The organism is Kitasatospora sp. HUAS MG31 (assembly GCF_040571325.1).
Lineage (GTDB): Bacteria > Actinomycetota > Actinomycetes > Streptomycetales > Streptomycetaceae > Kitasatospora > Kitasatospora camelliae.
On record NZ_CP159872.1, the window covers coordinates 7,672,847 to 7,698,328 of the forward strand.

At 73.5% G+C, this 25,482-nt stretch carries 19 protein-coding genes and 3 pseudogenes; 10 read left to right on the plus strand and 12 right to left on the minus strand.

What is annotated here, in order from left to right:
- Positions 1–70 precede the first annotated feature (70 nt).
- The gene (locus ABWK59_RS34705; protein WP_354644652.1) at positions 71–421 is read left to right on the plus strand and encodes a VOC family protein; all 351 of its coding nucleotides are present in this window, start codon (positions 71–73) and stop codon (positions 419–421) included.
- Between the two features lie 44 nt (positions 422–465).
- Here the strand turns inward: ABWK59_RS34705 and ABWK59_RS34710 are convergent, their stop codons facing one another.
- Positions 466–1,644: a cytochrome P450 family protein gene (locus tag ABWK59_RS34710; protein WP_354644653.1), complete on the minus strand. Its 1,179-nt coding sequence runs from the start codon at positions 1,642–1,644 to the stop codon at positions 466–468.
- A gap of 188 nt (positions 1,645–1,832) precedes the next feature.
- Positions 1,833–2,279: a hypothetical protein gene (locus ABWK59_RS34715; RefSeq protein WP_354644654.1), complete on the minus strand. Its 447-nt coding sequence runs from the start codon at positions 2,277–2,279 to the stop codon at positions 1,833–1,835.
- Positions 2,280–2,531: 252 nt separating this feature from the next.
- On the opposite strand from ABWK59_RS34715, the gene ABWK59_RS34720 reads away from it, so the two are divergent.
- Together ABWK59_RS34720 and ABWK59_RS34725 are read left to right on the plus strand one after the other, a co-directional pair.
- Positions 2,532–3,917, plus strand: a complete 1,386-nt coding sequence (locus ABWK59_RS34720; protein WP_420492895.1) for a glutamate decarboxylase — start codon at positions 2,532–2,534, stop codon at positions 3,915–3,917.
- Between the two features lie 6 nt (positions 3,918–3,923).
- A pseudogene (locus tag ABWK59_RS34725) lies at positions 3,924–4,046 on the plus strand (SDR family oxidoreductase); the annotation flags it as partial.
- A 31-nt stretch (positions 4,047–4,077) separates the two neighbouring features.
- Here ABWK59_RS34725 and ABWK59_RS34730 read toward each other — a convergent pair.
- Together ABWK59_RS34730 and ABWK59_RS34735 are read right to left on the minus strand one after the other, a co-directional pair.
- Positions 4,078–4,986, minus strand: a complete 909-nt coding sequence (locus ABWK59_RS34730; protein ID WP_354644655.1) for an NAD(+)/NADH kinase — start codon at positions 4,984–4,986, stop codon at positions 4,078–4,080.
- Between the two features lie 130 nt (positions 4,987–5,116).
- Positions 5,117–5,668, minus strand: a complete 552-nt coding sequence (locus ABWK59_RS34735) for a DUF5996 family protein (protein WP_354644656.1) — start codon at positions 5,666–5,668, stop codon at positions 5,117–5,119.
- On the opposite strand from ABWK59_RS34735, the gene ABWK59_RS34740 reads away from it, so the two are divergent.
- The 4 genes from ABWK59_RS34740 (at position 5,657) to ABWK59_RS34755 (ending at position 8,627) form a co-directional block, all read left to right on the plus strand.
- Positions 5,657–6,286: a class I SAM-dependent methyltransferase gene (locus tag ABWK59_RS34740; protein WP_354644657.1), complete on the plus strand. Its 630-nt coding sequence runs from the start codon at positions 5,657–5,659 to the stop codon at positions 6,284–6,286. The two genes, ABWK59_RS34735 and ABWK59_RS34740, sit on opposite strands and share 12 nt — an antisense overlap.
- Before the next feature lie 295 nt (positions 6,287–6,581).
- Positions 6,582–7,379 (plus strand): thymidylate synthase, encoded by a 798-nt coding sequence (locus ABWK59_RS34745; protein WP_354644658.1) that lies wholly within the window; start codon positions 6,582–6,584, stop codon positions 7,377–7,379.
- Entirely contained in the window at positions 7,376–7,876 is a 501-nt protein-coding gene (locus ABWK59_RS34750) for a dihydrofolate reductase (protein WP_354644659.1), read from the plus strand. Before ABWK59_RS34745 ends, ABWK59_RS34750 begins: the two co-directional genes overlap by 4 nt.
- A gap of 208 nt (positions 7,877–8,084) precedes the next feature.
- On the plus strand, positions 8,085–8,627 hold the full coding sequence (locus ABWK59_RS34755; protein ID WP_354644660.1) for a SigE family RNA polymerase sigma factor: 543 nt from the start codon (positions 8,085–8,087) through the stop codon (positions 8,625–8,627).
- 473 nt (positions 8,628–9,100) lie between these two features.
- On the opposite strand, the gene ABWK59_RS34760 is transcribed toward ABWK59_RS34755, so the two are convergent.
- From ABWK59_RS34760 to ABWK59_RS34785, 6 genes are all read right to left on the minus strand, one after another.
- Positions 9,101–10,036, minus strand: a complete 936-nt coding sequence (locus ABWK59_RS34760; RefSeq protein ID WP_354644661.1) for a DUF899 domain-containing protein — start codon at positions 10,034–10,036, stop codon at positions 9,101–9,103.
- A gap of 157 nt (positions 10,037–10,193) precedes the next feature.
- On the minus strand, positions 10,194–11,261 hold the full coding sequence (locus tag ABWK59_RS34765; RefSeq protein ID WP_354645189.1) for a polyprenyl synthetase family protein: 1,068 nt from the start codon (positions 11,259–11,261) through the stop codon (positions 10,194–10,196).
- A gap of 251 nt (positions 11,262–11,512) precedes the next feature.
- On the minus strand, positions 11,513–12,793 hold the full coding sequence (locus ABWK59_RS34770; RefSeq protein WP_354644662.1) for an aspartate aminotransferase family protein: 1,281 nt from the start codon (positions 12,791–12,793) through the stop codon (positions 11,513–11,515).
- Positions 12,794–13,150: 357 nt separating this feature from the next.
- Positions 13,151–14,647 (minus strand): serine/threonine-protein kinase, encoded by a 1,497-nt coding sequence (locus tag ABWK59_RS34775; protein ID WP_354644663.1) that lies wholly within the window; start codon positions 14,645–14,647, stop codon positions 13,151–13,153.
- 485 nt (positions 14,648–15,132) lie between these two features.
- Complete coding sequence (locus ABWK59_RS34780; RefSeq protein WP_354644664.1) at positions 15,133–15,774, minus strand: hypothetical protein; 642 nt, start codon at positions 15,772–15,774, stop codon at positions 15,133–15,135.
- Between the two features lie 62 nt (positions 15,775–15,836).
- A complete protein-coding gene (locus ABWK59_RS34785) occupies positions 15,837–16,724 on the minus strand; it encodes a glycoside hydrolase family 25 protein (RefSeq protein WP_354644665.1) in 888 nt (295 codons plus the stop codon).
- Positions 16,725–17,023: 299 nt separating this feature from the next.
- Here ABWK59_RS34785 and ABWK59_RS34790 point away from each other — a divergent pair, with 299 nt between their 5' ends.
- Positions 17,024–21,028 carry a helix-turn-helix domain-containing protein gene (locus tag ABWK59_RS34790; protein ID WP_354644666.1) on the plus strand — a complete coding sequence of 1,335 codons (4,005 nt, stop codon included), beginning with the start codon at positions 17,024–17,026 and terminating at the stop codon, positions 21,026–21,028.
- A 130-nt stretch (positions 21,029–21,158) separates the two neighbouring features.
- Here the strand turns inward: ABWK59_RS34790 and ABWK59_RS34795 are convergent, their stop codons facing one another.
- Positions 21,159–23,219, minus strand: a complete 2,061-nt coding sequence (locus tag ABWK59_RS34795; RefSeq protein WP_420492896.1) for a protein kinase domain-containing protein — start codon at positions 23,217–23,219, stop codon at positions 21,159–21,161.
- Positions 23,220–23,503: 284 nt separating this feature from the next.
- On the opposite strand from ABWK59_RS34795, the pseudogene ABWK59_RS34800 reads away from it, so the two are divergent.
- Positions 23,504–23,944 (plus strand): annotated as a pseudogene (locus tag ABWK59_RS34800) (response regulator transcription factor); the annotation flags it as partial.
- A gap of 129 nt (positions 23,945–24,073) precedes the next feature.
- Here the strand turns inward: ABWK59_RS34800 and ABWK59_RS34805 are convergent.
- Positions 24,074–25,021, minus strand: a pseudogene (locus ABWK59_RS34805) (winged helix DNA-binding domain-containing protein); the annotation flags it as partial.
- Positions 25,022–25,154: 133 nt separating this feature from the next.
- Here ABWK59_RS34805 and ABWK59_RS34810 point away from each other — a divergent pair.
- Entirely contained in the window at positions 25,155–25,478 is a 324-nt protein-coding gene (locus ABWK59_RS34810; RefSeq protein WP_354644667.1) for a UBP-type zinc finger domain-containing protein, read from the plus strand.
- The last annotated feature ends 4 nt before the right edge of the window (positions 25,479–25,482 follow it).

Consider the following 25,482-nt stretch of genomic DNA (forward strand, 5'->3'; position numbering starts at 1 on the left):
CTGCCGTCGGTGTGGCGGGCTCGGTGATTCGTACCACGGCGTCGGCCGTCGCGGGACGTACCCTGGCCGGGTGATCACTGGTGGGCACGTCGTCATCCACAGCCGTGACGCGGAAGCGGACCGGGCCTTCTTCAGGGATGTGCTGGAGTATCCGCATGTCGACGCGGGAGGCGGCTGGCTGATCTTCAAGCTTCCGCCCACCGAGGTCGCCGTCCACCCGACGGACGGCCCGGAGTCGCAGGAGCTCTACCTGATGTGTGACGACGTGGAGGCGACCGTGACGAGTCTGGCCGCCAGGGGAGTGGAGTTCACACAGCCCGTCACCGACGCGCGCTGGGGACGGCTGACCAGGTTCCGCCTGCCGGGCGGCGGGGAGGTGGGCCTGTACGAGCCCCGCCACGAGCGGGCCACCGACCTCTGACGCACCCGGGCATCGGGGACTCCCGGCCATCACATCGAGGGCGCCTAGAGGCTCACCGGCAGGGCGATGAGGCCGCGGACCAGCCGGGAACGCCTCCAGCGGAGCCGGTCGGCAGGGGCCGCCAGCCGCAGGCCCGGGAAGCGCTCCAGGAGGACGCCCAGCACGATCTCGATCTCCGCGTGGGCCAGCGGAGCGCCGAGGCAGCGGTGGATCCCGTGGCCGAAGGCGAGGTGGCCGGCGGCGTCGGCGCGACGGAGGTCGAGCCGGTCGGGGTGGGGGAACCGCGCGGGGTCGCGGTTGGCCGCGCCCGGGCAGACGAAGACCGGGCTGCCGGCGGGCACCCGGGTGTCGCCGAGTTCCACCTCCTCGGGCGCCCATCGCCACGTGGCGACGCTGACCGGGGCGTCGTAGCGGAGCAGCTCGTCGACGGCGGCCCGGAGGTGATGCGGGTCGGCTCGCAGGTGCTCCAGTTCGGCGGGGTGCCGGAGCAGTGCCAGCACGGCGTTGCCGATCGCCGCGGTGGTGGTCTCGTGGCCGGCGACCAGCAGCAGCACGGCCAGGGACAGCAGCTCGTCCTCGCTGAGCCGGTCCGCGTCGCCGTCGTGGACCGCGATCAGGTCGGAGAGCAGCGCGCCGTCCGGGCGGGCTCGCTTGCCGGTGATCAGCTCCGCCAGGTAGCCGGCCAGGGCGTGGGACGCGGCGTCGATCCGCTGGTGGTCACCGGTGGCGAACAGGTCGGTCGACCAGGAGCGGATCGCGGCCCGGTCGGCGGGCGGTACACCCAGGAGCTGGCAGATCACGGTGACCGGGAGCGGGCCGGCCAGCTCCTCGACGAGGTCGACCTCGTCCCCGGGCTCCCACGAGGCGACCAGCTCCTCGGCGAGCGCACGGATGTAGGGGCGCAGAGCGTCGACCCGGGCCGAGGTGAACGCCTTGGTCACCAGCCGCCGGAGCCGCGTGTGCTCGGGCGGATCGGTGGCGAGCATCGTGTGAGAGACGGCTGGATGCAGGGTCCGGCCGGAAGGCTTGTCGGCGAAGTACGCGCCGGTGTCCTTCGACAGCGCGGCGGTGAACGCCTGCCGTGCCTCCTCGTAGCCGGTGACCACGGTCGCGGTGGTGGGACCCAACGGGACCTGCAGGACGGGAGCGGCGGCGCGCAGAGCGGCGTAGGTGGGGTAGCGGTCGGCGTAGAACGCCGGGTCGGTGAAGGGTGAGGAGGCCATGGTCGATCCCTGTTGCCGTTTCAGGTGCCGTCCGCTGCCGTCCGCCGCCGGGAGGCCGCGGCGGTGCGGACGATGTCGTCGGTCGCGTACTGCTGTGGGACCGAGCGTAGCCGTAGCGCCGAGGGAAGGTCCGGTCCGGTCTCGGTGGTGCCCCGAGACCGGACCCGACCGGCGACGCGGGGTGGGGATCAGTCGGCCTGGGTGGCTGTCAGACCCCACCGGATGGCCGGTGACGAGGTCGTGACGCCGACGCCGAAGGAGCGGCCCTGCTCGCCGTCGAGAACCCTCGATCCCACGCCGGGCGCTCCCGTGGCTGTGCAGTCCACCTGGAAGGTCACCGGGCTGGTGTCCCCGTACTGCGCGGTGAAGGTGACCTCGACGCTGCCGATGCCCTGACACGCGACGGTGAGGGTGAAGGACCGGTCGGGACTCGCTCCGCCGGTCACCGCTCCGCCGTGGCCGACCCACGCCGGGATCCAGATCAGCCCGTCCGGACCCGGATGGGGCAGCACCTCACCCTCCGCCGGACCCCCTGTCGGCTCCCCCTCCGCGACGGCCGGCGCGCCGGCCGTGACGCCGGCGGCGAGGACCGCCGCCACCACGGCCATTCCGATACCCGTCTTCCTCAACCTCATGATCTCCCCCTCGGCACACCGCCACCCACCGAACGTGAGCGGCCGACCACCCGGCCAGTCTCGATCGTCGGGGACACCGGGCGCGTGAGTACGCGTACTCACTTTCTGCCGCGGACGGTCCGCCGCGGCACCCGGTAGCGACACGGTCGAGGGGGTAGCCGTTCCCGGGATGGCGCACGCCCGCGCGCCGACTCCGCCCTTGGGTCCGTATTGTCCGATTCGGGTCCGACTCTTGACTACGTGAGGTGACCGGTGGCTCTGCACAACGCTCAGGAACCCGCGGCCGACCCGGCCGTCGACATCTTCGCCTCGCCGCTCAGTGAGCGCCCGCTGCCCAAGCGCTCCATGCCCGAGCTGCCCTCGCCGCCGCCGGTGGTCTTCCAGCTGCTGCGCAACGAGCTGCTGCTGGACGGCAACGCCGCGCAGAACCTCGCCACCTTCTGCACGACCTGGGCGGACGACGAGGTCCGCCGCCTGATGGACCTGTGCCTGGACAAGAACATCGTGGACAAGGACGAGTACCCGCAGACCGCGGAGATCGAGTCCCGGTGCGTGAACATCCTCGCCGACCTCTGGCACGCGCCCTCCGAGGGCGACGGCAACGCGGTCGGCTGCTCGACCACCGGCTCCAGCGAGGCGGCGATGCTCTGCGGTCTCGCCCTGAAGTGGCGCTGGCGCGACCGCCGACAGGCTGCGGGTCTGTCGACCGACCGGCCGAACCTGGTCTGCGGGCCGGTGCAGGTCTGCTGGGAGAAGTTCGCCCGCTACTTCGACGTCGAGCTGCGCCAGGTCCCGGTCGAGGCCGGTGCGACCGGCCTCCAGCCGCACCAGCTGCGCGACCACGTCGACGAGAACACCATCGGCGTCGTCGCCATCCTCGGCGTCACCTACACCTGCACCTACGAGCCCGTCGCGGAGATCGCCGCCGAGCTCGACCGCATGCAGGCCGAGAGCGGCCTCGACGTCCCCCTGCACATCGACGCGGCCTCCGGCGGGTTCATCGCCCCCTTCCTCCACACCGACCTGGAGTGGGACTTCCGGATTCCCCGCGTCGCCTCGATCAACGCCTCCGGCCACAAGTACGGCATGGCCCCGCTCGGCGTCGGCTGGGCGCTCTGGCGCGACCAGGCGGCCCTGCCGGACGGCCTGGTCTTCCACGTCGACTACCTCGGCGGCGACATGCCCACCCTCGCCCTCAACTTCTCCCGCCCCGGCGGGCAGGTCGTCACCCAGTACTTCATGTTCCTGCGCCTGGGCCGCGAGGGGTACCGGCTGGTCTACCAGGCCTGCGCCGACACCGCCCAGTACCTCGGCCGACAGGTCGCCGACATGGGTCCCTTCACCCTGCTCTACGACGGTGTCGGCGCACTGCCCGCCGTCTCCTGGACGCTCACCGACCCGGACTCCGTCGGCTGGACCCTGTACGACCTCTCCGACCAGCTCCGCATGCGCGGCTGGCAGGTGCCGTCCTACCCCCTGCCCCCCGACCGCCAGGAGACCGTCATCCAGCGTGTCCTGGTCCGCCACGGCATCGACCGGGACGAGATCGAGCTCCTCGCCGAGGACATGCGCAGAGCGATCAAGCACCTCAACGAGGGCCGCCCGCGCGACGCGAGCCGCGTCGGCTTCCACCACTGAACCGGTGCGCTCGGCCGGCTCGGCCGACCCGAGGACGTGGGGGACGCCGCGCTGTTCCTCGCCTCCGACGAGAGCTCCTTCGTGACCGGCGTCGACCTGGTCGTCGTCGGCGGGCGGAGGGTCTGGTGACCGGTCTGGTGACCGCTGCGGCCGGCGCGGGTCAGCCGTGCTCCGCCGAGCCGGAGAGCCGGAGTTTGCGCTGGGCCCGCTGGTAGAACGTGGTGTGGCCGAGTCGGACGACGCGTGCGGCGGCGGGCAGCATGGTCACCTGCACGGTGTCGCCCGGTGCGACGTGGCCGACCAGGAGGCCGTCGGCCTCGACGGCGAGGTCGCCGCTGTGCGGAAGGACCTCCAGTTCGAGTCGCTCGCCGCTGGAGAGGAACACGGAGCGGTTGAACGCGGCGTGCGGAGCCACGGGGGTGATCAGCAGCCCCTCCGCGTTGGGGGAGACGATCGGGCCGCCGGCGGAGAAGCTGTACGCGGTGGAGCCGGTCGGCGTGGCGACGACGACCGCGTCGGCGGTGTAGGCCACGAAGGGCTCGCCCTGGACCTGTACGGCGACCGTCGCGGACCTGTGTCCCGGGCTGCGCAGGAGCACGACGTCATTGAGCGCCGTCTCCTGGGCGGCCCCGAAGCGGGCGTGGAGGCCGGAGCGGGCTTCCACGGTGAAGCGGCGGGCGTCGATGGCATCCAGCGCGGCAGGGAGTTCCGGGATGTCGACCTCGGCGAGGAAGCCCAGGCGTCCGACGTTGACGCCCAGGACCGGCGCGTGGCCCCCGGTCGCGAGCCGCATGGCGCGCAGCATGGTGCCGTCCCCGCCGAGGCTGATCATCAGGTCGGCGCTCGTGGCCATCTCCTCGGCCTCGACCGGAATGGCCTCGCAGCCGATCCTGGCCACCTCCGCCGCCAGCCCCAGGACCTTCGTCCCCCGGGCCCGGCTCCACCCGACCACGGCCTCCACGGTGGGCGCGCAGGTGCGCTCGGGGTGGAGGACCAGCCCCACTGTGCCGATGAATCCCATCCGGGGCACCTCGATGTCGGCCGGGCCGCTGTTGCTCCTTCCAGTCACGCACAGCCCGTCGCCACCTTCAAGGGCACCGCCGGGCGCTCGTGATCACGCCGGGCCGGGTCACCTCCCGTCGGTACGGCCCGCGGGGCGGGGTTCCCGCCGACCGGCAGTCGCACCTGCACCCCCTTGCTCAGAGCGGCGGAGCCGGCAGACGCGGGTCGGTGATCCCACCCGGGCAGGCGAGGCGGGCGACGTCCCAGCCGGCCCGGACGGCTCCGGCCTGGTACGCGCTCTCGTAGAAGGCGAGGACGGCCGCTCTCGGATCGGCCTCGGCGCGGGCCGCGTCGTAGCGCAGGACCGCGAGGTGACACGCGTCGGGACCGTCGTGTACGTCCGGCGCCGCCGGTGCATCCTTCGGAACCGGCGGTACTTCGTTCAGTGGGGACCGGACACTCCCGCCGTGCCGATGCGTCCCGGAACCTGGCTCACACCCGGCGACCTCGACCGGACACCCGCCCCCCGTGCGGCCCAGGCCCCACGGTGACCACTCCCGGTCTGCCCGCAGCGGGCCGAACGCCTCGGGACCCGGCCCGTACAGGTCCGGCGGCTCGGGCGGCGTGCTGATGGGCCGGGTCGATCGTGAAGTCGACGGCGAGCGGTCCGCCGCGTCCGTCAGCTCACCTCGATCTGCCACGAGATCAATCATCGGATCGGCATTACAGTCCTTCCTGTGGCGGATCATCAGGACGAGACCAGGGCGGCCTACGACGGGGTCGTCGAGCTGTACGCGTCGCTGTTCGCGGACCGTCTGGAGCGGCAGCCGTTCGCCCGGGCCATGATCGGCACCTTCGCCGAACTGGTGCGCGAGACGGGCAACCCGCGGGCAGCGGACGTCGGGTGCGGGCCCGGACATCTGACGGCCATGCTGCACGAACTGGGCCTGGACGCCTTCGGACTCGACCTCTCCCCGGGCATGGTCGACCACGCCCGGCGGGCCCATCCGGCGCTGCGCTTCCACGAGGCGCGGATGGAGGCCCTGCCGGTCGAGGACGGCGCGCTCGGCGGCGTACTGGCCCACTACTCGATGATCCACACCCCGCCGGGGGAACTGCCGGAGCTGCTCGCCGAGCAGGCACGCGCCCTGGCACCGGGCGGCCTGCTCCTGGTCTCCTTCTTCGGGACCGACGGACCGGAGCCGGTCCGATTCGACCACAAGGTGACGCCCGCCTACAGCTGGCCGGCGGACCGCCTCGCCGCACTGCTGGCCGACGCCGGGCTCGTTCCCTTCGCCCGGCTGCTCCACGACCCGGCCTCCGAACGGGGCTTCCTCGACGCCCACCTGCTGGCCCGCCGTTCCTAGCTCCGCCCGGCCCCGCGAAGCCGCGCCAGTGGGACTCGGGCGACCTGAGCCGGGAACCAGCAGCAGCCTGAGGCCCGAGCCGGTGGGGGAGGCGGCACCGGAGTTTACGTCGGCGACTGCGCCGATCGCGATGAGCTCTCGGTAGAGGCGGGGCCTTGGGCGGGCCCGGGATGACGCGGCCGAGCCCACCCTGGTCCGGGAAGGCGACACCGGCCGGTGGCCGTCTCCGCCGGGTCCGGGGCGCCGGCCACGGCGGGCGCGGGGTGCTCCGTCGGCACCAGTAGAATCGCCGACCGTGGCGGACACCCAGTACGAAGACCTGTTGCGGCTGGTGCTCACCTCCGGGACGGCCAAGGCCGACCGGACGGGCACCGGTACCCGGAGCGTCTTCGGACACCAGCTCCGGTACGACCTCTCCCGCGGCTTCCCCCTGGTCACCACCAAGAAGGTGCACCTCAAGTCCGTCGTGTGCGAGCTGCTGTGGTTCCTGCGCGGCGACTCGAACACCGGCTGGCTGCGTGAGCAGGGCGTCACCATCTGGGACGAATGGGCCGACGCGAACGGCGACCTGGGCCCGGTCTACGGCGTGCAGTGGCGCAGCTGGCCGAGCCCGGACGGGCGGCACATCGACCAGATCAGCGCGGTCCTCGACACGCTGCGCGCCGACCCGGATTCCCGCCGCATGGTCGTCTCGGCCTGGAACGTCGCCGAGCTGGACAGGATGGCGCTCGCCCCGTGCCACGCCCTCTTCCAGTTCCACGTCGCCGGCGGGAGGCTCTCCTGCCAGCTGTACCAGCGCAGCGCGGATCTGTTCCTCGGGGTCCCGTTCAACATCGCGGGCTACGCCCTGCTCACACACATGGTGGCGCAGCAGGTCGGCCTCGCCCCGGGCGATTTCATCTGGACCGGGGGCGACTGCCACATCTACGACAACCACGTCGAGCAGGTGACCGAACAGCTGGAGCGGGCCCCGTTCGAGTTCCCCACCCTGCAGCTGCGCCGGGCCGCGTCGCTCTTCGCCTACGCCCCGGACGACGTGGCGGTGTCCGGCTACCGGCACCACCCGGCCATCAAGGCCCCGGTCGCGGTATGAACGTCGGCCTGATCTGGGCGCAGACCGTCCACGGCGTGATCGGTGCGGACAACACGATGCCGTGGCGGCTGCCGGAGGACATGGATCACTTCAAGGCGACCACCCTCGGCCATCCGGTGGTGATGGGGCGCAGGACGTGGGATTCGCTTCCACCGCGCTTCCGCCCGCTGCCCGGCCGGCGCAACGTCGTGGTGACCCGCAACCCGCGGTGGGCCGCCGACGGCGCGGAACGCGCCGGGTCCGTGGAGGAGGCCCTGGAGCTCGCCGGCGGGGCACAAGCCGGGACGACGGTCTGGGTGATCGGCGGTGGGCAGATCTACCGGGCGGCCATGCGGTACGCCGTGACGCTGTCGGTGACCGAGATCGACCTGGCGGTGGACGGGGACACCTACGCCCCGGCCCTGGACCCGGGGTGGGAGGTGGCCACGGACGGCGGCTGGCAGTCCTCGGCCTCCGGACTGCGCTTCCGCATCCGCACCCATACCCGTCGCACGTAGCCGGAGCCCCGGGGTCCCCTCCCCAGCCGAGGTGCCGCGCCGTGCCATGCTCGGCCGGTCCGCCGCCGGGACGGCGCGTACCGGCAGGCCCTGGCCCGGGCCCACGCCCGCTGTCGGGGCGACCCGCCCGACGGAGGAACCGCCCTCACCTCAGCGCGACGGCGAGCCCGACGTCCGCTCGGCGTGCAACGGGGGTGAGGAGGTGCTCATGGGGAGCCGAAAAGCCGCGCGGGACGAGGAGTTCCGCCGGTTCGTCGATGCCGTCTGGCCGCGCCTGGTGCGCACGGCGTACCTGCTGGCGGGCGATCGGCACACGGCGGAGGACCTGGCGCAGCAGAGCCTGGAGCGGGCGTACGTCGCCTGGGGGCGGGTCGCGCAGGCGGACGACCCGTACGCGTACGTGCGCCGGATCCTGGTCAACGAGCAGGCCCGGCGCCACCGCCGGAAGGCACCGGAGCGCCTGGTGGACGCGGTGCCCGACCGGGCCGAACCGGCGGGGCCCGAGCGCCTCGACCGGCTGGACGACCGGGCCTCGCTGCTCGCGGCGCTGGCGCAACTGCCGCCACGTCAGCGGCAGTCGGTGGTGCTGCGCTACTGGGAGGACCTCAGCGAGACCCAGGCGGCGGCACTGATGGGTTGCTCGGTGGGAACGGTGAAGAGCCAGGCGTCCAAGGGCCTGGCCAAACTCAGAAACGCTGCCGCCCTGCACGGGCTGGCGGCCACGACAGCGGGAGAGGGGCGCGTCCGATGACGCCGGAGGGTGACGAGGTGGTCCGTGAACTGGCCGGTCTGGGCGCGGAGTTGGAGATCGGCCCGGCGCCGTGCGAGGCGGTGCTGGCCGGTGGTCGGCGCCGGCGCCGGCGTCGTCTGGCCACGGGGGCGGCGGCGGTCGCCGTGGCGGTGGTGGTCGGCGGTGCCGGCGTGGTGGCCGCCGGGGTCGGCCGGGACGGCGGGGGCGCCGCGCTCGGGGTGGCCTCGACGGGCACGGCGGCGGCTCCCACCGGCACCGTCACGACCGGTACCCCCGCGCCCACCGCCTCCCCTGCCCCGTCCCGGGACCCGCTCACACCGATCCGGGTGATGGTCGGCCAGGGCACCTCGGGCGGCAAGGAGTGGAAGGCCTGGGTGGCGCTGTGGCCGGCCGCCGCCCGCGAGCAGGCGGCGCAGCAGGAACGGCTAATGTGGCAGGACCGGCACACGGCGATCCCCCAACTGCCCGAGCCTTCAGGAGATCCGCGCTTCTGGAAGCCCGGCGTGGACCGAGCGAATCGCGTCGAACACGGTCGCCTCCACCACGCTCGCGTCCACCCCGAGGTCCGTCGGCCCGAAGCTCCTGACGTGGGCGATGACGAACCCGCCGCCGTCGAGCAGGCACATGGCCCGCGGTTCCCGTTCGCCTGGAAGAGCTGGCCCTTGATGCTGAAGCCGGTCCGATCGGCCCAGGCCACGAGGTAGTGGCCAGTGGGTCTCCTCGCCCTCCTCGTGTCGGCCCAGCGGCGTCCGGTCGAGGAGGCCGTAGTAGGCCATGGCAGGCTCAAGGCCGCGCGCCGTGGTGACGTACGTCCGGTAGACGCTGCCGTTCGAGAGCGCGTAGGCGCTCAGCCCGGGCCCCTCGGTGACGTACCCGAGCACGTCGGTGCCGCAGGCCTCGGCCATCTGACGCACAGTCGGCGGGATGTCGCTCTCGAGGAACGGCCCCAGTTCCTCCTCGGTGTACTGGAAGCCGAGGTCGCGGTGGAAGTCGCTGCCGACGGTGGAGACCCAGTCGAATCGCCAGCCCATCCGCTCCCGGTAGGCGAGGAGCTTGTCGATCGGCGCCCGCGAGGAGCAGATCAGCGTCACGTCGCGGGCGTTCAGGTGGACCGCGTTGGGGCTGAGGGTGTCCGCGATCGAGGAGCAGACCGGGCATCCGGCCTCGTAGGGCGGCCCGAACATGAAGTGGTAGACGAGCAGCTGCGAGCGCCCGCCGAAGAGGTCCGCGAGCGACCTGGTCCCGCCCGCGGTCTCGAAGCCGTAGTCCTTCTCGACCGGCACCCAGGGAAGCTCCCGCCGATTCCGCGCGAGTTCGTCACTTCGTCGGGTGAGCTTCTTCTCCTCCGCAAGCAGCTCCTCCCGGGCCGCATCGAACTCCTCCTGCGTGCCGATCCTGTGCTCGGGCATGGCCATTGCCTCCTGTAGGGGAGCAGAGCACCGCATCGCGGCGTACGGTCACCCGCAGTGGCAGCCGACAGCGCGTCCCACACCGGCTACCCGTCCGGCCATACCTCCACCGTACGCGCGCGGCGGCGGACCCTCGAGACCAAGCCCGGCCGTCCGTTCACTCGCCCGGTGTCGCGTTCGACAGCGGCAGGCCTTCGAAGAAGGCCACCGCCTCCTCGCGCCAGTACGGGCGCCAGCCCTGGGCCTCGGTGCGGGCCGCATCGGCGCAGCGGCGCATGTCGGAGCGGAGCTTTTCGTCCACGCCCAGCAGCCGGGCCAGCTCGCGGATGTGGTCGACCGTGTCGGCGGGGCAGTGCGGGTCACCGAGCGCGGACTCCACCACGGCCCGCTGCGTCTCGTCCGCGGCGGCGAGCAGGGCGCTCACGGCGTAGCTGCGGCGGCCCGCGCGGAGGTCGGTGCCGGTGGACTTGCCGGTGGAGTCGTCGTCGCCGAACAGGTCGAGGTAGTCGTCGCGAAGCTGGCCTCCGATGCCGACCAGGGTCGCGTACCGGCGCAGCCGCGCGTCGTGACGGGCCAGGTCCTCACCTGCGGCCAGCAGTCCCAGTCGCAGCGGGGCGAGCACGGAGTACCGGGTGGACTTGTACTCGCAGACGGTGTGCAGGAACTCCTCGTCCGGGAGCGGTCGGAAGTCGCGTTCGAGGTCGACGATCTGGCCGGTGACCGTCTCGGCGCCGGCGTCGAGCTGTACCTCCAGCATCGCCTGGCGCAGCTCGGCGGGGACGTCCGCGTCCAGCAGGACCCGCATCGAGAGGAAGGCGGCGAGGTCCCCGGCCAGGACGGCCAGGCCGAGGGCGGTGCGGTCCGCCTCCGGGAAGTCCTGGCGGTAGGCGTAGTAGGTGGAGGGGCCGCCGCGGCGCAGGGGCGTGTCGTCGATGATGTCGTCATGGACGAGCCCGTGGGTCTGGAGCAGTTCGATGCTCAGCGCCGCCTCGGCCAGGCCGGGTACCGGGTCGGTGGTCACCAGTCGGGCGGCCTCGTACAGGAGGGCGACCCGCAGCCGCTTGCCGCCGCGCAGTGAGAGGTCCCGCAGGAGTTCCAGGCAGCGTGGGGTGAAGCGGCTGAGCGGCGGGGTGTCGAGGCGTTCCGGCAGGGCGGCGAAGTAGGCCTCGAAGCGGAGGTCGAACCGGCGCCGGTGTCCGGCGGCTCGTTCGCGGGCCGCTGCCATGATCGTCTCGTTCACGGGGCCCACCTTCTCATCCGCACGGGCACGCCCGCGCCGCCGGGTCGCGGCAGGACCGGGACCGGCAGGAACATGCTCGGCCGGATCCTGATGCGCACCCGCCATCACCTTCGCGCCGAAGCCCGGGGAAGTCACGGTCACTTCGGGTAGCGACCGGGTAGCGACCGGCCGTTCCGAGATCCTCTTTCCCGCGCGCCACATCCGAGGGCCGCATCCCCCGGCCGCACCGGGTGGGATCAGCAGGCGGCGGCGAGCGAGTCGAGGAGGATGCCGAGTCCTTCCCCGGCCTCGTCCTCGGTCAGGGTGAGCGGGGGAGCCATCCGTAGGGTGTGCCCGTAGAGGCCGCCCTTGCCGATGAGCAGGCCGCGTCCCTTCGCGTGTTCCATCACCCTGGCGGCCAGCGGCGGGCTCGGCGCTCCGGTGTCGGGGTCGATCAGGTCGACGGCGAACATCAGGCCCTTGCCCCGGACGTCCCGGGCGATCGGAAGCCCCTCCGCCGCGGTCCGCAGGCCGTCGATCAGTAGGTGGCCGAGCCGGTGTGCGTTGGCCTGGAGGTCGTGGGCGAGGAGGTAGTCGAGGGTGGCCCCGGCAGCCGCCGTCGCGATCGGGTTGCCACCGAAGGTGGAGATGCCGTTGGCCGGAAGCGCGTCCATCAGCGTGCCCTCCGCGACGACACCGCCGATCGCGAAGCCGTTTCCCAGGCCCTTCGCGAAGGTCATGACGTGGGGTGTCACGCCATGGGCCTGGATACCCCAGAAGTGCTCGCCGGTACGGCCCCAGCCCGTCTGCACCTCGTCCGAAATCAGCAGGACCCCGTACCGGTCCAGGATCTCCTGGTATTCCGCGAGGAGTCCGTCCGGTGCGGCCGTGAAGCCTCCGACGCCCTGGACCGGCTCCACGATCAGGCAGGCGACGTCGGTGGCGGCGGTGGCCGTGTCGAGGACGTGCTGCAGATCGTCCACGCAGAAGGCCAGGTACTCCTCGTCCGACAGGCGCGGGAAGCGTGCCCGGTCGGCGCCGTGCAGATAGTGCACGTTGAGGGGCGAGAGCGAGGAGTTCTTCCAGCTCCGGTTGCCCGTGACGGCCGTGGCCGCGTACGAGCGTCCGTGGTAGCTGTTCCGCAGGGCGAGCACCTGGTCGGACCGGCGGGCATGGGTGGCGAGCAGCAGCGCCGTCTCGTTGGCCTCGGTACCGGAGTTGGTGAAGAAGACCTTGGCGTTCGCGATGCCCGACAGCTCCGCGATCCGCTCGGCCAACTCCACCTGGGCGCGGATGAGATACAGCGTCGAGGTGTGCGCGACCCCGGTGCGCAGCTGCCGCTCGACGGCCTCCCGTACCTCAAGCACGTCGTACCCGAGCATGGTGGTGAGGATGCCGCCGAAGAAGTCGAGATAGCTGCGCCCGTCGGAGTCGGTGACGCGGCGCCCCTTGCCACTCACGATCTCGATCGGGTCGTCGTAGTAGAGCGACACCCACCTCGGCATGACCGCGCGGTGGCGGCCGAGCAGGTTCGACATGCGAGGCTCACTCTCTGCGGCAGCAACCGACTCGGCGTCGATCGGCCAGCCCGGGTGCACGGACGGCTTTGCAGGCAAGCTACCCGACCCCCGGTCCGCGGGCCGGTCAATCGGAGGGCGACACGGGCCGCGACTCCACGGGCGCGACCCGCAGCTGCTCTTCCTCGTGGTGCCGGCCTTCCCACCGGCGCGTCGACGACGTCTCGATGGCCTATCAGATCAAGTTCGGGCGCTGGATCCCGCTGTTGAAGCTCTGATCGATCGTCGCCCCGGCCCGCCGCCGCCTTCGTCCGATCCTGCGCTCCGGCCGAGGATGCACGTGATCAAGACGAAGGCCGTGGGGCTACCCGTGCAGGCTCAGGGGCGGCGGCAGCCCTCGCGGCCGGAGGACTGCCCGGTGCCGGGTGAGGGCAGGCAGATGAAGAGGCCGTCGGCCGTGTCCTGGCTGAGGTATCGGCCGACGCATTTGCTGCGGCCGTACTGGGCGCAGAACGCGAGGGCGCTGTCGCCGTCGGAGAAGTTGCCGGTGGTGTAGATCACCCAGTATCCCGGCTGGAGGGATTTCCAGTCGTCGCTGTTGAGGAGCCTGGCGCCGGGGATCTGGCGCTGGGTGGCGAGGAGTTCCGTCTCGCGCGCGGCCTGGTCGGCGGAGTGGGGGATGGTGGAGAGCTGGGCGATCCACAGGCCCGATGCGGATGGTGTCGGCGTGGGGCTGCCGGACGGGGTGACGATGACGGTGGGGCCGGCGGGAGCGGTGCCCGTGGTGCGTACGTCGGGCAGGGTCGAATAGAGGCCGGCTCCGGCGGCGACGAGCGCGACGACGGTGAGGAGCACCCACGTGAGGCGTCGCTTGTGCACGGGAACCGGCCTGCCGGGACGGACCGGTTCGATGGCGGCGCTCGGGACGGGTTGAGGGTCGGTGCCGGACGCGCGCGGAGTCAGGGGTCGGGTCGGCTCACCGTCCCGGGTGAGGGACACCCGGGCGTCCGCGAGCGTGGTGGTCTCCACGGGGGTCGGCAGGTCGTCACGGACGGCCGTGAGCGCTCTGGCGGTCTCGTCGGCGTCCGGCCGGCCGCCCGGGTCCCTGGTGAGCAGGGCGGTGATGACGGGGGCGAGCGGGCCGGCGCGGAGCGGGGGTGGCACGGGGTCGTCGCAGACGGCGACGAGGACCTCCCAGACGGAATCACGCCGCATCGGGTTCCTTCCCTCGACGCACACGTACAGCAGGACACCGAGCGACCAGAGGTCGCTGGCGGTACCGGCCTGGGCGTCGCCGCGCCGGATGAGTTCCGGGGCGATGTACTCGGGGGATCCGATGAGGTCGCCCGTGGCGGTCAGAGTCTGGGAGCCCTGGAGGGCGGCGATGCCGAAGTCGGTGAGAACGGCGCTGCCGTCCGGACGGATGAGCACGTTCGCGGGCTTGACGTCACGGTGCAGGATTCCCGCCGCGTGGGCGGCTCGCAGCGCGGAGAGGACGTCCACGCCGATGCGCGCGGCCCGGAGCGGGGTCAGAGCGCCGGCGCGCAGCAGGGTGTCCAACGGGGTGCCGTCGACGAACTCCATGACCAGCCACGGGTAGGGCTGGTCGTCGACGACCTCGTAGATGGTCACCGCGCCAGGGTGGTTGATCCGGGCCAGGGCCTTGGCCTCGCGCAGTGCGCGCTCGCGCATGAGCGCCGCCCGCTCAGGGTCGTCGTGGCCGCTGGAACGCATCTCCTTGAGCGCCACGTCGCGTTCCAGCGCCGGATCGTGGGCCCGCCAGACGGTGCCCATTCCCCCGGCGCCGAGGCGTTCCCTGAGCTCGAACCGCCCGGCCACGACATCGCCGATGGTCCTGGCGGGTCCGTGCGTCATGCTTGGCCTCTCATCCTTCCCGCACGCAATCGGTCGCCCGCCTGGAAGGCCGAGGGCTTCGGCAGGCGTTGCGCTCGACGAGCGACGGAACCACCGTGAGCCCGCTCCGGCTCGAAGCCGCTGCACCAGGCCGCAAGGTGCCGGTGATGGTGCTCCCGGAGGGTATCCGCGACCGTCGTCGTCGACCGCCGGACACTATCACCGTCGCGATCTTCCGATCCTTCCGACCGTCACCGGGCGGAACCGGCGGCCGAGGGCTCGTTCGGGGTGGTGCCGACGCCGGTCGGCGGTCCGGCCGGTGCCGTCCGTCTGCTCCAGGGAGCTGGGCCGCGGGTTGGCACATGATCAGCGACTACGTCCCGCTTCGCTGCACGCGCCGGTGGGCGCCGGACCCGGACCGGGTCTGGCGCCCACAGGTGTTCGGTCCTCGCCCGCCGGTTCGGCCGGGGGCCGGCCGGCGCGGGATGCGGGCGTGAGCGTGGCCGTCAGTCGGCCAGGTTGACCGGGCGGTAGGCGTGGTAGCCGTCACCGGACTTCAGGCCGTAGGTGTGGGTGGTGTGGCGGGTGCCGACCTTGCCGGCCTGCTCGTACGAGCGGTAGGAGGTGTGCTTGGCGTCCACCCACCCGTCGAAGATGACGACGTGCCGGTGGTTGGGGTCGTTGCTGTTGGCCTTGATGACGAGGTCGCCCTGTCGCAGGGCGGACATCGCGATGGGCTTGGTCCAGCCGTCGTTCTTCAGCGACACCGTGTTCGGGCCCGACTTGGGGAGCTTGAGGGCCATCGAGGCGTAGCCGGAGCAGTCCTGCCGGTAGCCGTCCTTCCAGACCTTCTTCTGGCTGTAGGGCACGCCCCGGCCCCCGTTGTCGGTGAGCCAGGTCTTGGCGCGCCGGATCTCCTCGGCCCGGGTGATCTTCGGGGCGGCGGCCCGAAGGTCGGTGTCCGACCCGGCGTCGACGGTCTCACCGCCGTCGGCATCGGCCACGGCGACCGCGTCGACGACCGGTTCGCTCACTACGGCGGCCGCCGGGGAGCCGGCGGTCAACGCGACGGCGGGCCCGGAGAGGACGAGGGAGCCGAGGACGGCGAGGGAGAGGGCGGTGACGGCCGAACGGCGGATGTGCTTCATGGTGCTGCCTCCTGTGGCATGCGGTGGTGGGAGAGGGGGAGGGAAAGAGTTCTGAGGGCTGCTCAGCCCTGGTGGGCGAGTCGGCGCAGCGCGGCCCGGTCGGCGTGGAAGACGCTGGCGTCGACCCTGCCGGGGGTGCCGGGCACCGACGCGCGGTCGGTGTACTGCCAGAAGTCCCACCCGGTGCCGCCCGGCAGCGGCTGGGGCGGGGTCGTGCCGTAGCGGGCGAGCCAGACCGGGTGACCGCTCAGCTCCCTGGTGCCGCCGAGGCACTCGTCCACGATGTTCCTGCGGGTGTAGACGATCGGGTCGGTCCCGGTGACCTGCCGGACCCGCTGGAGGAAGGCCTTCACCTGCCCGAGCTGGAGCCGGTGGCCCGCCTTCTCGCACTGTTCGAGGTCCAGGACGGGCGGGAGCTCGCCGGGCGCGGTGCCGGAGAAGTGTTCGCGGTGCAGGACGTCGAGGAAGTGGTCGGCCTGCGCGGTGCCGTCCTGATCGGCCGTGAAGTAGTGGTAGCCGGTGTGGATCAGGCCGACCGAGCGCGCGCCGGCGAGGTCCCGGGCGAACCAGCCGTCGGTGAAGCCGGTGCCCTGGGTGGCCTTGAGCATCACGAAGGACTGACCGCTGCCGGCGATCGCCTTCCAGTCGAAGGCCTGGTCCTCCTTCGGCCCGTGGTCGCCGTGGTAGCTGTCGATGCCGCGTACCGCGTAGGCCTCCGGGCCGGCTCCGGCGGCTCCGGCAGGCGCAGCCGGTCCGAGGGCCGCCGCACCCAGGGCGGACACCACGGAGGCCGCGACGGCGGTCACCCCGAGCGCCCGGCGGAACGCGCCGCCGGAGGGCGTGCGACCCGCCGTGCGGTCGGTCGGACCGCCGGACGTACCGGAGGCGGTACGAGCGGCTGCGCTCGGCCGGAGCACGGTGCCGGCGATCGTGCGGAGTCGGAGCTTCACGTCGGTTCTCCTCTACTGGCGGTTCTCGGCTGGTGCGGTTCTCCACTGGTGACGGAGTGTCCGGATCCGACGGTGCGTCGGTCGGCGGTCCGCTGCCTGGTGAGAGCTTGGCCCGGGAGCGGGGCCGCTCGCACCCGTTGCCTGTTGTCGTCCGGTCCGGACCTCTCGACAACCCCTTTGACCTGCCCGTCTCACTCCTCCGAGGGGATCGCCCGACACCGCGTGACCGGGCCTGCGCCGGCTCGTTGACCGATCGGTACCGAACGGAGCGGGGGCTGACGGTGAGTACGGAGGGTGATGTGACGGGCCCGGCGCGGGAACCGGAGCCCGACGCCGCCGGCTTCGGCGCGGTGCTGCGCACGCTGCGCCGGAAGGCCGGGTTGTCGCAGGCGGACCTCGCCGGCCGGGTGCACTACGACAAGAGCCACATCAGCAAGGTGGAGAACGGCGACAAGCCGGCGACCGCCGAATTCGCCCGCGCCTGCGACCGTGCCCTGCGGGCCGGCGGCTCGCTGGTCGAACGGGCGACGCGAGGACAGTGCCCCTACCCGGGGCTCGCCTCCTTCCAGCCCGAGGACGAGCGCTGGTTCCACGGCCGCGACCGGGCCCGCGCCGTGCTGGTCGGCCTGCTCGCCGAGCGGCTGACGGACCGCGGCGGACCGGTGCTGGTCGTCGGACCGTCCGGCGCCGGCAAGTCCTCCCTGCTGCGGGCCGGGCTGGTTCCCGCCCTGCGGCGGGGCGGTCTGGCCGGACTCGGCCCCGCCGCGGCGGCCGTCCTCACCCCGACCGGCCGCCCGCTCCACGCGCTGGCCGGCCTCGCCGACGGCCCCGACCCGGTCTGGATCGTCGACCAGGCCGAGGAACTGTTCACCCTCTGCGCCGATCCCGGGGAACGGCGGGCGTTCCTGGACACGCTCTGCCGGGAGGCCGGCCCGGACGGCGGCAGGCTGGTGGTCCTGGGCGTCCGCGCGGACCTCTACGGGCACTGCCTGGCCCACGACGGCCTGCTGCGGGCGGTCCGGCGCGGCCAGTTGGCGCTCGGCCCGATGAGCGCCGCCGAGGTGGCCGAGGCGATCACCGGGCCGGCCCGGACCGCCCGGCTGGAACTCGAACCCGGCCTGCTGGAGCTGATGTCCACCGACCTCGGCCTGGAGGGCGCCGGCTCCGGGGGCGGCTACGACCCGGGCGCCCTGCCCTTGCTCGCCCACACCCTGCGTGCGGTCTGGCAGCAGCGCTCCGGCCGCTCGCTGACACTGGCCGGCTACCGGGCCATCGGCGGACTGCACGGGTCGGTCGCCGCGACGGCCGAGCGGGCCTGGGCCCGGCTGGACGACGACGAGGCGCGCGCCACCGCCCGCCGGGTTCTGCTCCGGCTGGTCCACCTCGGGCCGGACGGCCGGGCCTCACGCCGCCGGGTCGAGCGCGCCGCCCTGGCCGGTACCGGCCTGCCCGCGACCGGCGACGGGCCACCGGCCCCGCAGCCCGCACCTCTGCACCCGGCAGCCCCGCATCCGGCCGTCCCGCACCCGCCTGTCCCGCACCCGCCGGACGACCGCCTGCTCGGCCACGTCCTGGACTCCTTCGCCGCGGACCGGCTGCTGACCATCGACGAGAACGGCGTGAGCCTCTCCCACGAGGCGCTGCTGCGCGCCTGGCCGCGCCTGCGCGGCTGGGTCGAGGAGGGCCGGGCCGGCCTGCGCCTGCACCAGCAGCTGGCCCAGGACGCCGAACACTGGGCGGCGGCGGGCCGCGAGGCCGCGCTGCTCTACCGGGGCAGCCGGCTGGAGCTGGCCGGGCAGTGGGCGGCCCAGCCCGCCGGCGAGGACCTGCTCACGCCGGTCGAGCGGGAGTTCCTGGCAGCCGCCACGGCCCGGGCCGAGCACGAGCGCGCGGCCGAGCGGCGCCGGGTGCGGACGCTGCGTCAGCTGGTCACGGGGCTGGCCCTGCTGCTGGTCTCGGCCCTGCTGGCGGCCGGGTTCGCCTGGCAGCAGCGGGACCGCGCGACCACGGCGAACCGCACCAACCTCACCCGCGCGCTGCTCGCCGAGGCACAGCGCAACGCGGCCCAGGACCCGTACGCGGCGATGCTCGCGGCGGTCGAGGCCCGTCGCGCCGCCCGCTCCGGGGCGGCGGACCTGCGGCATCCGGCCGAGGACGCGGTGCTGAGCACCCAGTCGCAGTCCCTGAAAGGGAGGATCCCGGGCTTCCCCTGGGGCGTCAACGCGCTCGCCCTCAGCCCCGACGGCCGGCTGGTGGCCACCGGCGACTCCCAGGGCCGGGTGGCGCTCTGGGACGCGCACACCACGGCGCTGGTCGCCGAGTTGCAGGGCCACGGCCTGGGAAAGCCCGTCCAGGACGTGAAGTTCAGCCCCGACGGATCCGTGCTCGCCGCCGCGATCACCCGCGAGCCGAGCCGGCGCCTCGTGCTCTGGCGGGTCGCCGACCGGCAGGAACTGCCGTCCCCGGTGATGCCGCCCAGCACCACCGCGAAGACCACGGTGGCCAAGCGGCTGGCCTTCAGCCGGGACGGTGCGCTGCTGGCCGCGGGCAGCAGCGACGACGACCTGCCGGGCCGGGTCTGGGTGTGGCGCACGGACGCCGGTGCGGCGCCGCCCGTCCGGACGCTGACCGGGCACACCGGGATCATCCAGGGACTGGGCTTCGGCCCCGGTCACCTGCTGGCCTCGGCGGCCACCGAGGGCACGATCCTGGTGCGCGACCTCGACGCGCCGCCGACCGGGGACGGCCAGGAGGCGCCGGCGGTGTTCACCGGACAGCTGAGCGACCCGCGCTCGCTGGCCTTCGCGGCGGACGGCCGGCTGCTGGCGGTCGGCAGCGAACGCGGCGGCATCCGGCTCTGGCGCCCGCCGGCCGGCGTCCCCGCGTCGCAAGCGCCCGGCGCCACGCCGTCGGGCACGGCCGTCCCCGTGTCGTCGGGCACCGCCGCGTCGACGGGCACCGCCGTTCCCGTTCGGGCTTCCGAGCCCGCACCCGCAGGACCGTCCTCGGCCCGGGAGTGGTCCTCCACCGACCTGATGCCCGCCCACCTCGGCTCCGTCAACGCCCTGGCCCTCACCCCGGACGGCACCACCCTGCTCTCGGCCGGCGCCGACCAGGTCACCCGGGTCTGGGACCTGCCCACCGGCCGGGTCACGGCGGAGCTCCGCGGCCACCCGACCTTCGTCCTCGGCGTCGCGGTCGGCGGCGACAACCGGACGGTCGTCACCTCCGCCGGCATCAGCTCCCCGCCCGGCGACGTCCTGCTCTGGGACCTGCGCCGCGGCACCGACCTGGCCCCCGGCCCGGACCGCCCCCGGGTGACGGCGGTCGCCGCGGCCACCGACCGGGCGGCGGTGGGCACCGCCGACGGCCGGATCGCCCTCTGGGACGTCGGCGGCGCCACACCGCGCCGGGTCGCGGTCACCCCGGCGACCGGACGACCCGTCACCGGCCTGGCCTTCGACCGCGGCGGCCGTACCCTGGCGTCCGCCTTCGAAGACGGCACCGTCCGGCTCACCCGTGCCGGTGACGGCGCGCAGTCGGCCGCCGTCGACGTGGGCGCCGAGCCGACGGCGGTGGCGCTCAGCCCGGACGGGACGGTCCTCGCGGTGGGGACGGAGGACGGGCGGCTGCTCACCGGCGCCCCCGACGGCTCACCCCTGCGGGCCCGGCCACACACCGCCATCGGCCCGGTGCACGCCCTGGCGTTCCTCGGCGACGGCGCCGACCTGGCCTTCGTGTGCGAGTCACAGACGGTCCACCTGCTCACCGTCGCGGACCCGTCCGCGGAGGCCCGGCCGAGTGGCACGATGAAACACCAGGACCACATCCGCCACCTGGCCGTCAGCCCGGACGGCCGGTTCCTCGCCACGGCCGGCAACGACCGCCTCGTCCTGGTCTGGGACGTCCGCACCGGCAAGCGGCTGGACGGCGCTCCCGGCGCCGCCGCCGGCTCCGAAGGCGCCGCCCGCACCGTCGGCGTCGACACCGTCCGGGCCCTCGCCTTCGCCCCGGACGGTCGCACCGTCGCGGACGTCGGCCGACAGGGCCTGCTGCGCCGGTGGGACCTCACCGCCGCCGCGCCGGTCGCCACCCTGACCGGTCCGGGCCAGGCGCTCAACGGTCTGGCGTTCCTGCCCGACGGCCGCGTCCTGGTGGCCGGCGACAACGGTGCCGCGCCGCTGTGGAGCCTCGACCCGGACACGGCCGCCCGCGAGGCCTGCACCGTGCTGCGCCCGCCCGTCCCACGGCGCGACTGGCTGCGTCTGGCCCCCGGCAGCCCTTACCGTCCCACCTGCCCCTGACGCCCCGGAGCCTCCGCACCCCCGGGTCGAGTTGGCCCGGGCCACGGGGGCGGGAAACGCTGTGGACCGACCGGGCGGGCTGGGAACAGATCCACGTGCCGTGCCCGCGCCGGCCGGGCCCCGGCCGGGATCAGGGGCCGGACGACACCCAGATCTTCAGGGTGGCGCCGGGGTCGACGTGCGCACCGCCGGACGGCTCCTGCCGGACGATCTGGCCGCCGGACCGGATGCCGTCCGCGACCGCGTGCTCCTCGAGCTTGAGACCGGCGATCTCCGCGCACGAGCGGGCATTCTCGACGGTCATGAACTCCAGCCTGGGCGCCTGGGGCCGGTCGCTGGTCGTGTAGAAGTCGCAGCCGGACAGGGCGCCCACCGCTCTCGGGTCCCCGCCGGAGGAGATCCACACCGTGACCGTGTCACCCCGGGCGACGTTCCCCTCGGCCGGCTCCTGCTTGGCCACCTGACCGGCCGGCACCAGCGCGTCCTGGACGGTTCCCGCCTCCCTCAGGGTCACCCGGGCGATGTCCGCGCAGAGCCGGGTCTCGGCCACGGTCCTGCCCTTGAGCCAGGGCACCGGGATCCTGCCGTGCTGCTCCTCGAGCTCGCAGGTGGCGAGATCGCCCTTGGCGCGGGGGTCGCCGCCCGTCGACACCCAGACGGTGACGGTGCCGCCCCGGCCGACCGACTGCGTGGTCGAGGGTTCCTGCCGGGTGACGGTGTCCTTGTCGTACTTGGTGCCGGTGGTGGTCTTCTGATCGATCCTCAGCCCGGCGATCTCGGCACACGTCCTGGCCTCGTCCGCCGACATGCCGGTGAACGAGGGCGGGTTGAGGTGGCCGTTCGAGACGTCGGGGTCGCACCAGAGGTAGGGGCCGGTGGCCCGTGGATCCGGCGTGTGCGAGGCGTGACCGACGCCCCCGAAGAGGTAGGGCGCGCCGAAGCCGGCCCCCGCGATCAGCAGCACGATGACGGAGAAGGCCAGTCCGGTGAAGATCCTCAGGTTGCGGACGGTCCGCCGGGCGTCGGCCGATCGTGGGTGGGTGCCGAGACGGACGGTCGTCGTGAACGTCCGGCCGTCACCCCGGCCGTCGTCGCCGGGCGTGCCGGTGCGCATCGTGATCCGTTCGGCAGGATCGCCGTCGACGGTGAAGCTCTCCCGGCCGACGGTGGAGGTGCCGCCGCCGGCGGTCGTCCCGGTGGTGGCGTCCGGGGCCTCGGCGTGGCCCGGGTCGGCCCCGCCGTCGGCCGGGACGGTCCCGGCGGTGACGGTGGGGGCGTCGTGGACGGGGGTGACGACGGTCGGAGTGGGTTCGGCGAGCGGTTCGCCCGCGGCGATGCGACGGAGCTCCTCGGCCATGGACCCGGCACTCGGGTACCGCTCGGCGGGGTCCTTGCGCAGCGCCCTGGCCACGACGGCGTCCACGGCCGGGGGCAGCGAGGGGTCGAGCGAGGACGGCGCCGGCGGGGGCTGCTGGACGTGCTGGTAGAGCACGCTCATGGTGCTCTCGCCGTCGAAGGGCAGGCTCCCGGTGAGGAGTTCGAAGAGCATGCAGCCGACCGAGTAGAGGTCGGAACGCGCGTCCGCGGGCCGGCCCAGGGCCTGCTCGGGGGAGAGGTACTGCGGCGTGCCGAGCACGGTACCGGTCCGGGTCATCGCGGTGGCGTCGGACTGCAGCGCCCGCGCGATGCCGAAGTCCATGACCTTGACGGTGCCGTCGGCGGTGAACATCACGTTGGCCGGCTTGATGTCCCGGTGGACCAGCCCGCGCCGGTGACTGCACTCGAGCGCGTCCAGGACCGACGCCGTCACGCTCAGTGCCAGATCCAGGGGGAGCGCGGAAGCGGGCGCGGGTGCGGTGCGGTCCCGGACCAGCTCGCGCAGGGACCGCCCCTCGACGTACTCCATCACGATGAACTGCACCGTGCCGTCGGCGCCGTCGTCCTCGCCGCTGTCGTGGACGGCCACGATGTTGGGGTGGTTGAGCGCCGCCACCGCCTGGGCCTCACGGCGGAATCGCGCACGGAACGACGGGTCGCGTGCCAGGTCGGCGTGGAGGGTCTTCACCGCGACCGTACGGCCCAGTACCGTGTCGCGGGCGCGGTACACGGAGGCCATACCGCCCGCACCCAGCGGGGCCTCCAGGACGTAGCGGCCCTTGCCGACCGACCGGATCGGCTCGACTGCGTGCACCTTCTCGGTTCCCCTCGACGCTCGATCGCCTCCGCGTGCACGCCTCGCGCTCGTGGGTGGCGCGCGCCGGAGCTACCTCACCCGGGCATCTCACCCCACGGAGGCACGGCACATGACAGGCGACGGTACCGGTGAACCCGCCACGGAGTCGAATGCGTAAGCGATCCGCGACCCCTGACAGGCGCTCATGTTCCTGGGAGCAGTGGCACTGCACCGCTCCCACGAACGGCACCCCCTCCGAGAGGAGCGATCACCGCATGACCTCGCCCCGGAGCGCGGGACACGACTACGACGTCGTCGTCAGCGGAGCCAGCCTCGCCGGCAGCGCCGCGGCGATCCTGCTCGAACGCCGCTCGGACCCCGAAGCGTACAAGGACGACATCCTCGGCGCGATCCGGGTGGTCGCCGCCGGCGACGGGCTGATCGCGCCCAGCGTCACCCGCCGGCTGATCGCCACCTTCGCCGGGCAGCGCGCCCGCGCGGCCGTTCCGCTGCCGGCCGCTGCCCGCTCGCCGCGGCTCGGCGCCATCACCGACCGCGAGCGGGAGATCCTCGCCCTGGTCGGCCGAGGCCTGACCAACACCGAGATCGCCGAGCAGCTGGTCCTCAGCATCGCCACCGTCAAGACCTACGTCACCCGGCTGCTGGCCAAGCTGGACGCCCGCGACCGGGTGCAACTGGTCATCCTCGCCTACGAGTCCGGCCTGGTCGGCGCAGCCCCGTGAACCGGGGTGCGGCCGCTCGGTGCCGGACGGCCGCCCCGCCGCACCTCGCGATGTCCGTCTGCGAGGGGCGCGCCGGTTACAGCAGCCGTACCTCAGCCTCGGGGAGTTCGGCCCACCCGTGGTGGTCACGGCGGGTGACAGAGGATGAAAGGCCGTGGCCTCGATGCCGCCGCCCGTGGGGCGCCACACGCCGGCGACCTGACCGTCCACCAGCAGGGTGGGGCAGGACGTCCCCGTTGAGCCGGATCACCAGCGGGCGGTAGGCCGGGGGTATCACACGGCTCCGGTCGGCGCAGGCCAGCAGAACGCTGTCCCACATGGCCATGAGCCGCGGGGGAGCGGGGGTGTCGGCGGACGGCCGGGAGGCGCCCGGGAGGTCGAACAGCGGGACACCGTCCGGCCCCTGGAACCGTTCGACGGCGCCGTCCAGCGCCCGGAGCGCCGCGCGGACGTGCGCCCGTTGCACCAGAGCGAATTGCGCCGCGTCCGCGACCGAAGCAGGCCCGAACCCCGCCAGATAGCGCAGGATCAGGACCCGAAGGGCCCGGTACTCCCCGTCCTCCGGCACCGGCCCGGTTCCGGCGGCGACGAAGGACGGCTGCGGGCCGAACGACCACGGCGCATCCGTCGGGACATGGTGCAGCGGCGCATACGCCTTCAGCCCCCACCACGCCCCGTCCCTCTTCTCGGCGCCGACACGCTTCTCGGCCCACGCCTGCATCTCCGCCGAGGTTCGCGGTTCACCGGCGAAGGCCAGCAGCTTCGGCACCAACGCGTCCGCGTCCGCAGGCGTCAGTCCGGCGGCGGCGAAACGGGAGCCGAGCCGGGAGGCGTACAGCAACGGCTGGACGGCCGCGCGGAAGACCGGATAGTCCTCGGCGTGCACGGCGTGCAGGGTGATCCGCATCAGGGTCGCCTTGGCCACCGACCGCCCAGTGAAGGCCGCGTCGAGCTCGGCCGGAGCGAAACCGGCGAGCCGGTTCCACAGGGCGACGTACGGCGAGGCCGGGTGCTGCGCCTGGAGCGCGACCACCAGCCGCATCCCGTCGGCCACGGTCAACGGCTCGCGCTTAGCAGAAGTTGACGGCTGAGGGTCGCCCGAGAGCAGGAGACTAGCCAGGCCGTGGCGGCTCGCCGGGAGGGCGCGGCGGACCTCGCGCCGGGACCTCCGTCCGGCGCGAAGCCGTCCGGGAGGCCTACCGTGGGAGGCGTGAGCGCCCACGGCGGCTGGACGGTCGCCACCGATCCGGGCCTGGTGGTGCAGCGCACCTGCGAGCACCTCGACCAGGCCGGGGAGTTCCCGCTGCCCGCCGTGCGGGAGTGCGAGGACTGCCGTGCTGCCGGGACGGGGTGGGTGCACCTGCGCCAGTGCCTCGTCTGCGGGCACGTGGCCTGCTGCGACAGCTCCCCGAAGCGGCACGCGTACGCCCACGCGCAGGCCCACGGCGGTCACGACCTCGCCAGGTCGATCGAACGCGGCGAGGAGTGGGCGTGGTGCTATGCGGACGACCTCTTCCTCCGCCCGGCACGCTGACCCG

Coding starts and splice junctions, on each gene's coding strand:
- ABWK59_RS34710 (WP_354644653.1), bottom strand. CDS start 1,644: ATGGCCTCCTCACCCTTCACCGACCCGGCGTTCTACGCCGACCGCTAC.
- ABWK59_RS34715 (WP_354644654.1), bottom strand. CDS start 2,279: ATGAGGTTGAGGAAGACGGGTATCGGAATGGCCGTGGTGGCGGCGGTC.
- ABWK59_RS34735 (WP_354644656.1), bottom strand. CDS start 5,668: ATGATCCGCCACAGGAAGGACTGTAATGCCGATCCGATGATTGATCTC.
- ABWK59_RS34750 (WP_354644659.1), top strand. CDS start 7,376: ATGAACGTCGGCCTGATCTGGGCGCAGACCGTCCACGGCGTGATCGGT.
- ABWK59_RS34755 (WP_354644660.1), top strand. CDS start 8,085: ATGGGGAGCCGAAAAGCCGCGCGGGACGAGGAGTTCCGCCGGTTCGTC.
- ABWK59_RS34760 (WP_354644661.1), bottom strand. CDS start 10,036: ATGCCCGAGCACAGGATCGGCACGCAGGAGGAGTTCGATGCGGCCCGG.
- ABWK59_RS34765 (WP_354645189.1), bottom strand. CDS start 11,261: ATGGCAGCGGCCCGCGAACGAGCCGCCGGACACCGGCGCCGGTTCGAC.
- ABWK59_RS34770 (WP_354644662.1), bottom strand. CDS start 12,793: ATGTCGAACCTGCTCGGCCGCCACCGCGCGGTCATGCCGAGGTGGGTG.
- ABWK59_RS34775 (WP_354644663.1), bottom strand. CDS start 14,647: ATGACGCACGGACCCGCCAGGACCATCGGCGATGTCGTGGCCGGGCGG.
- ABWK59_RS34780 (WP_354644664.1), bottom strand. CDS start 15,774: ATGAAGCACATCCGCCGTTCGGCCGTCACCGCCCTCTCCCTCGCCGTC.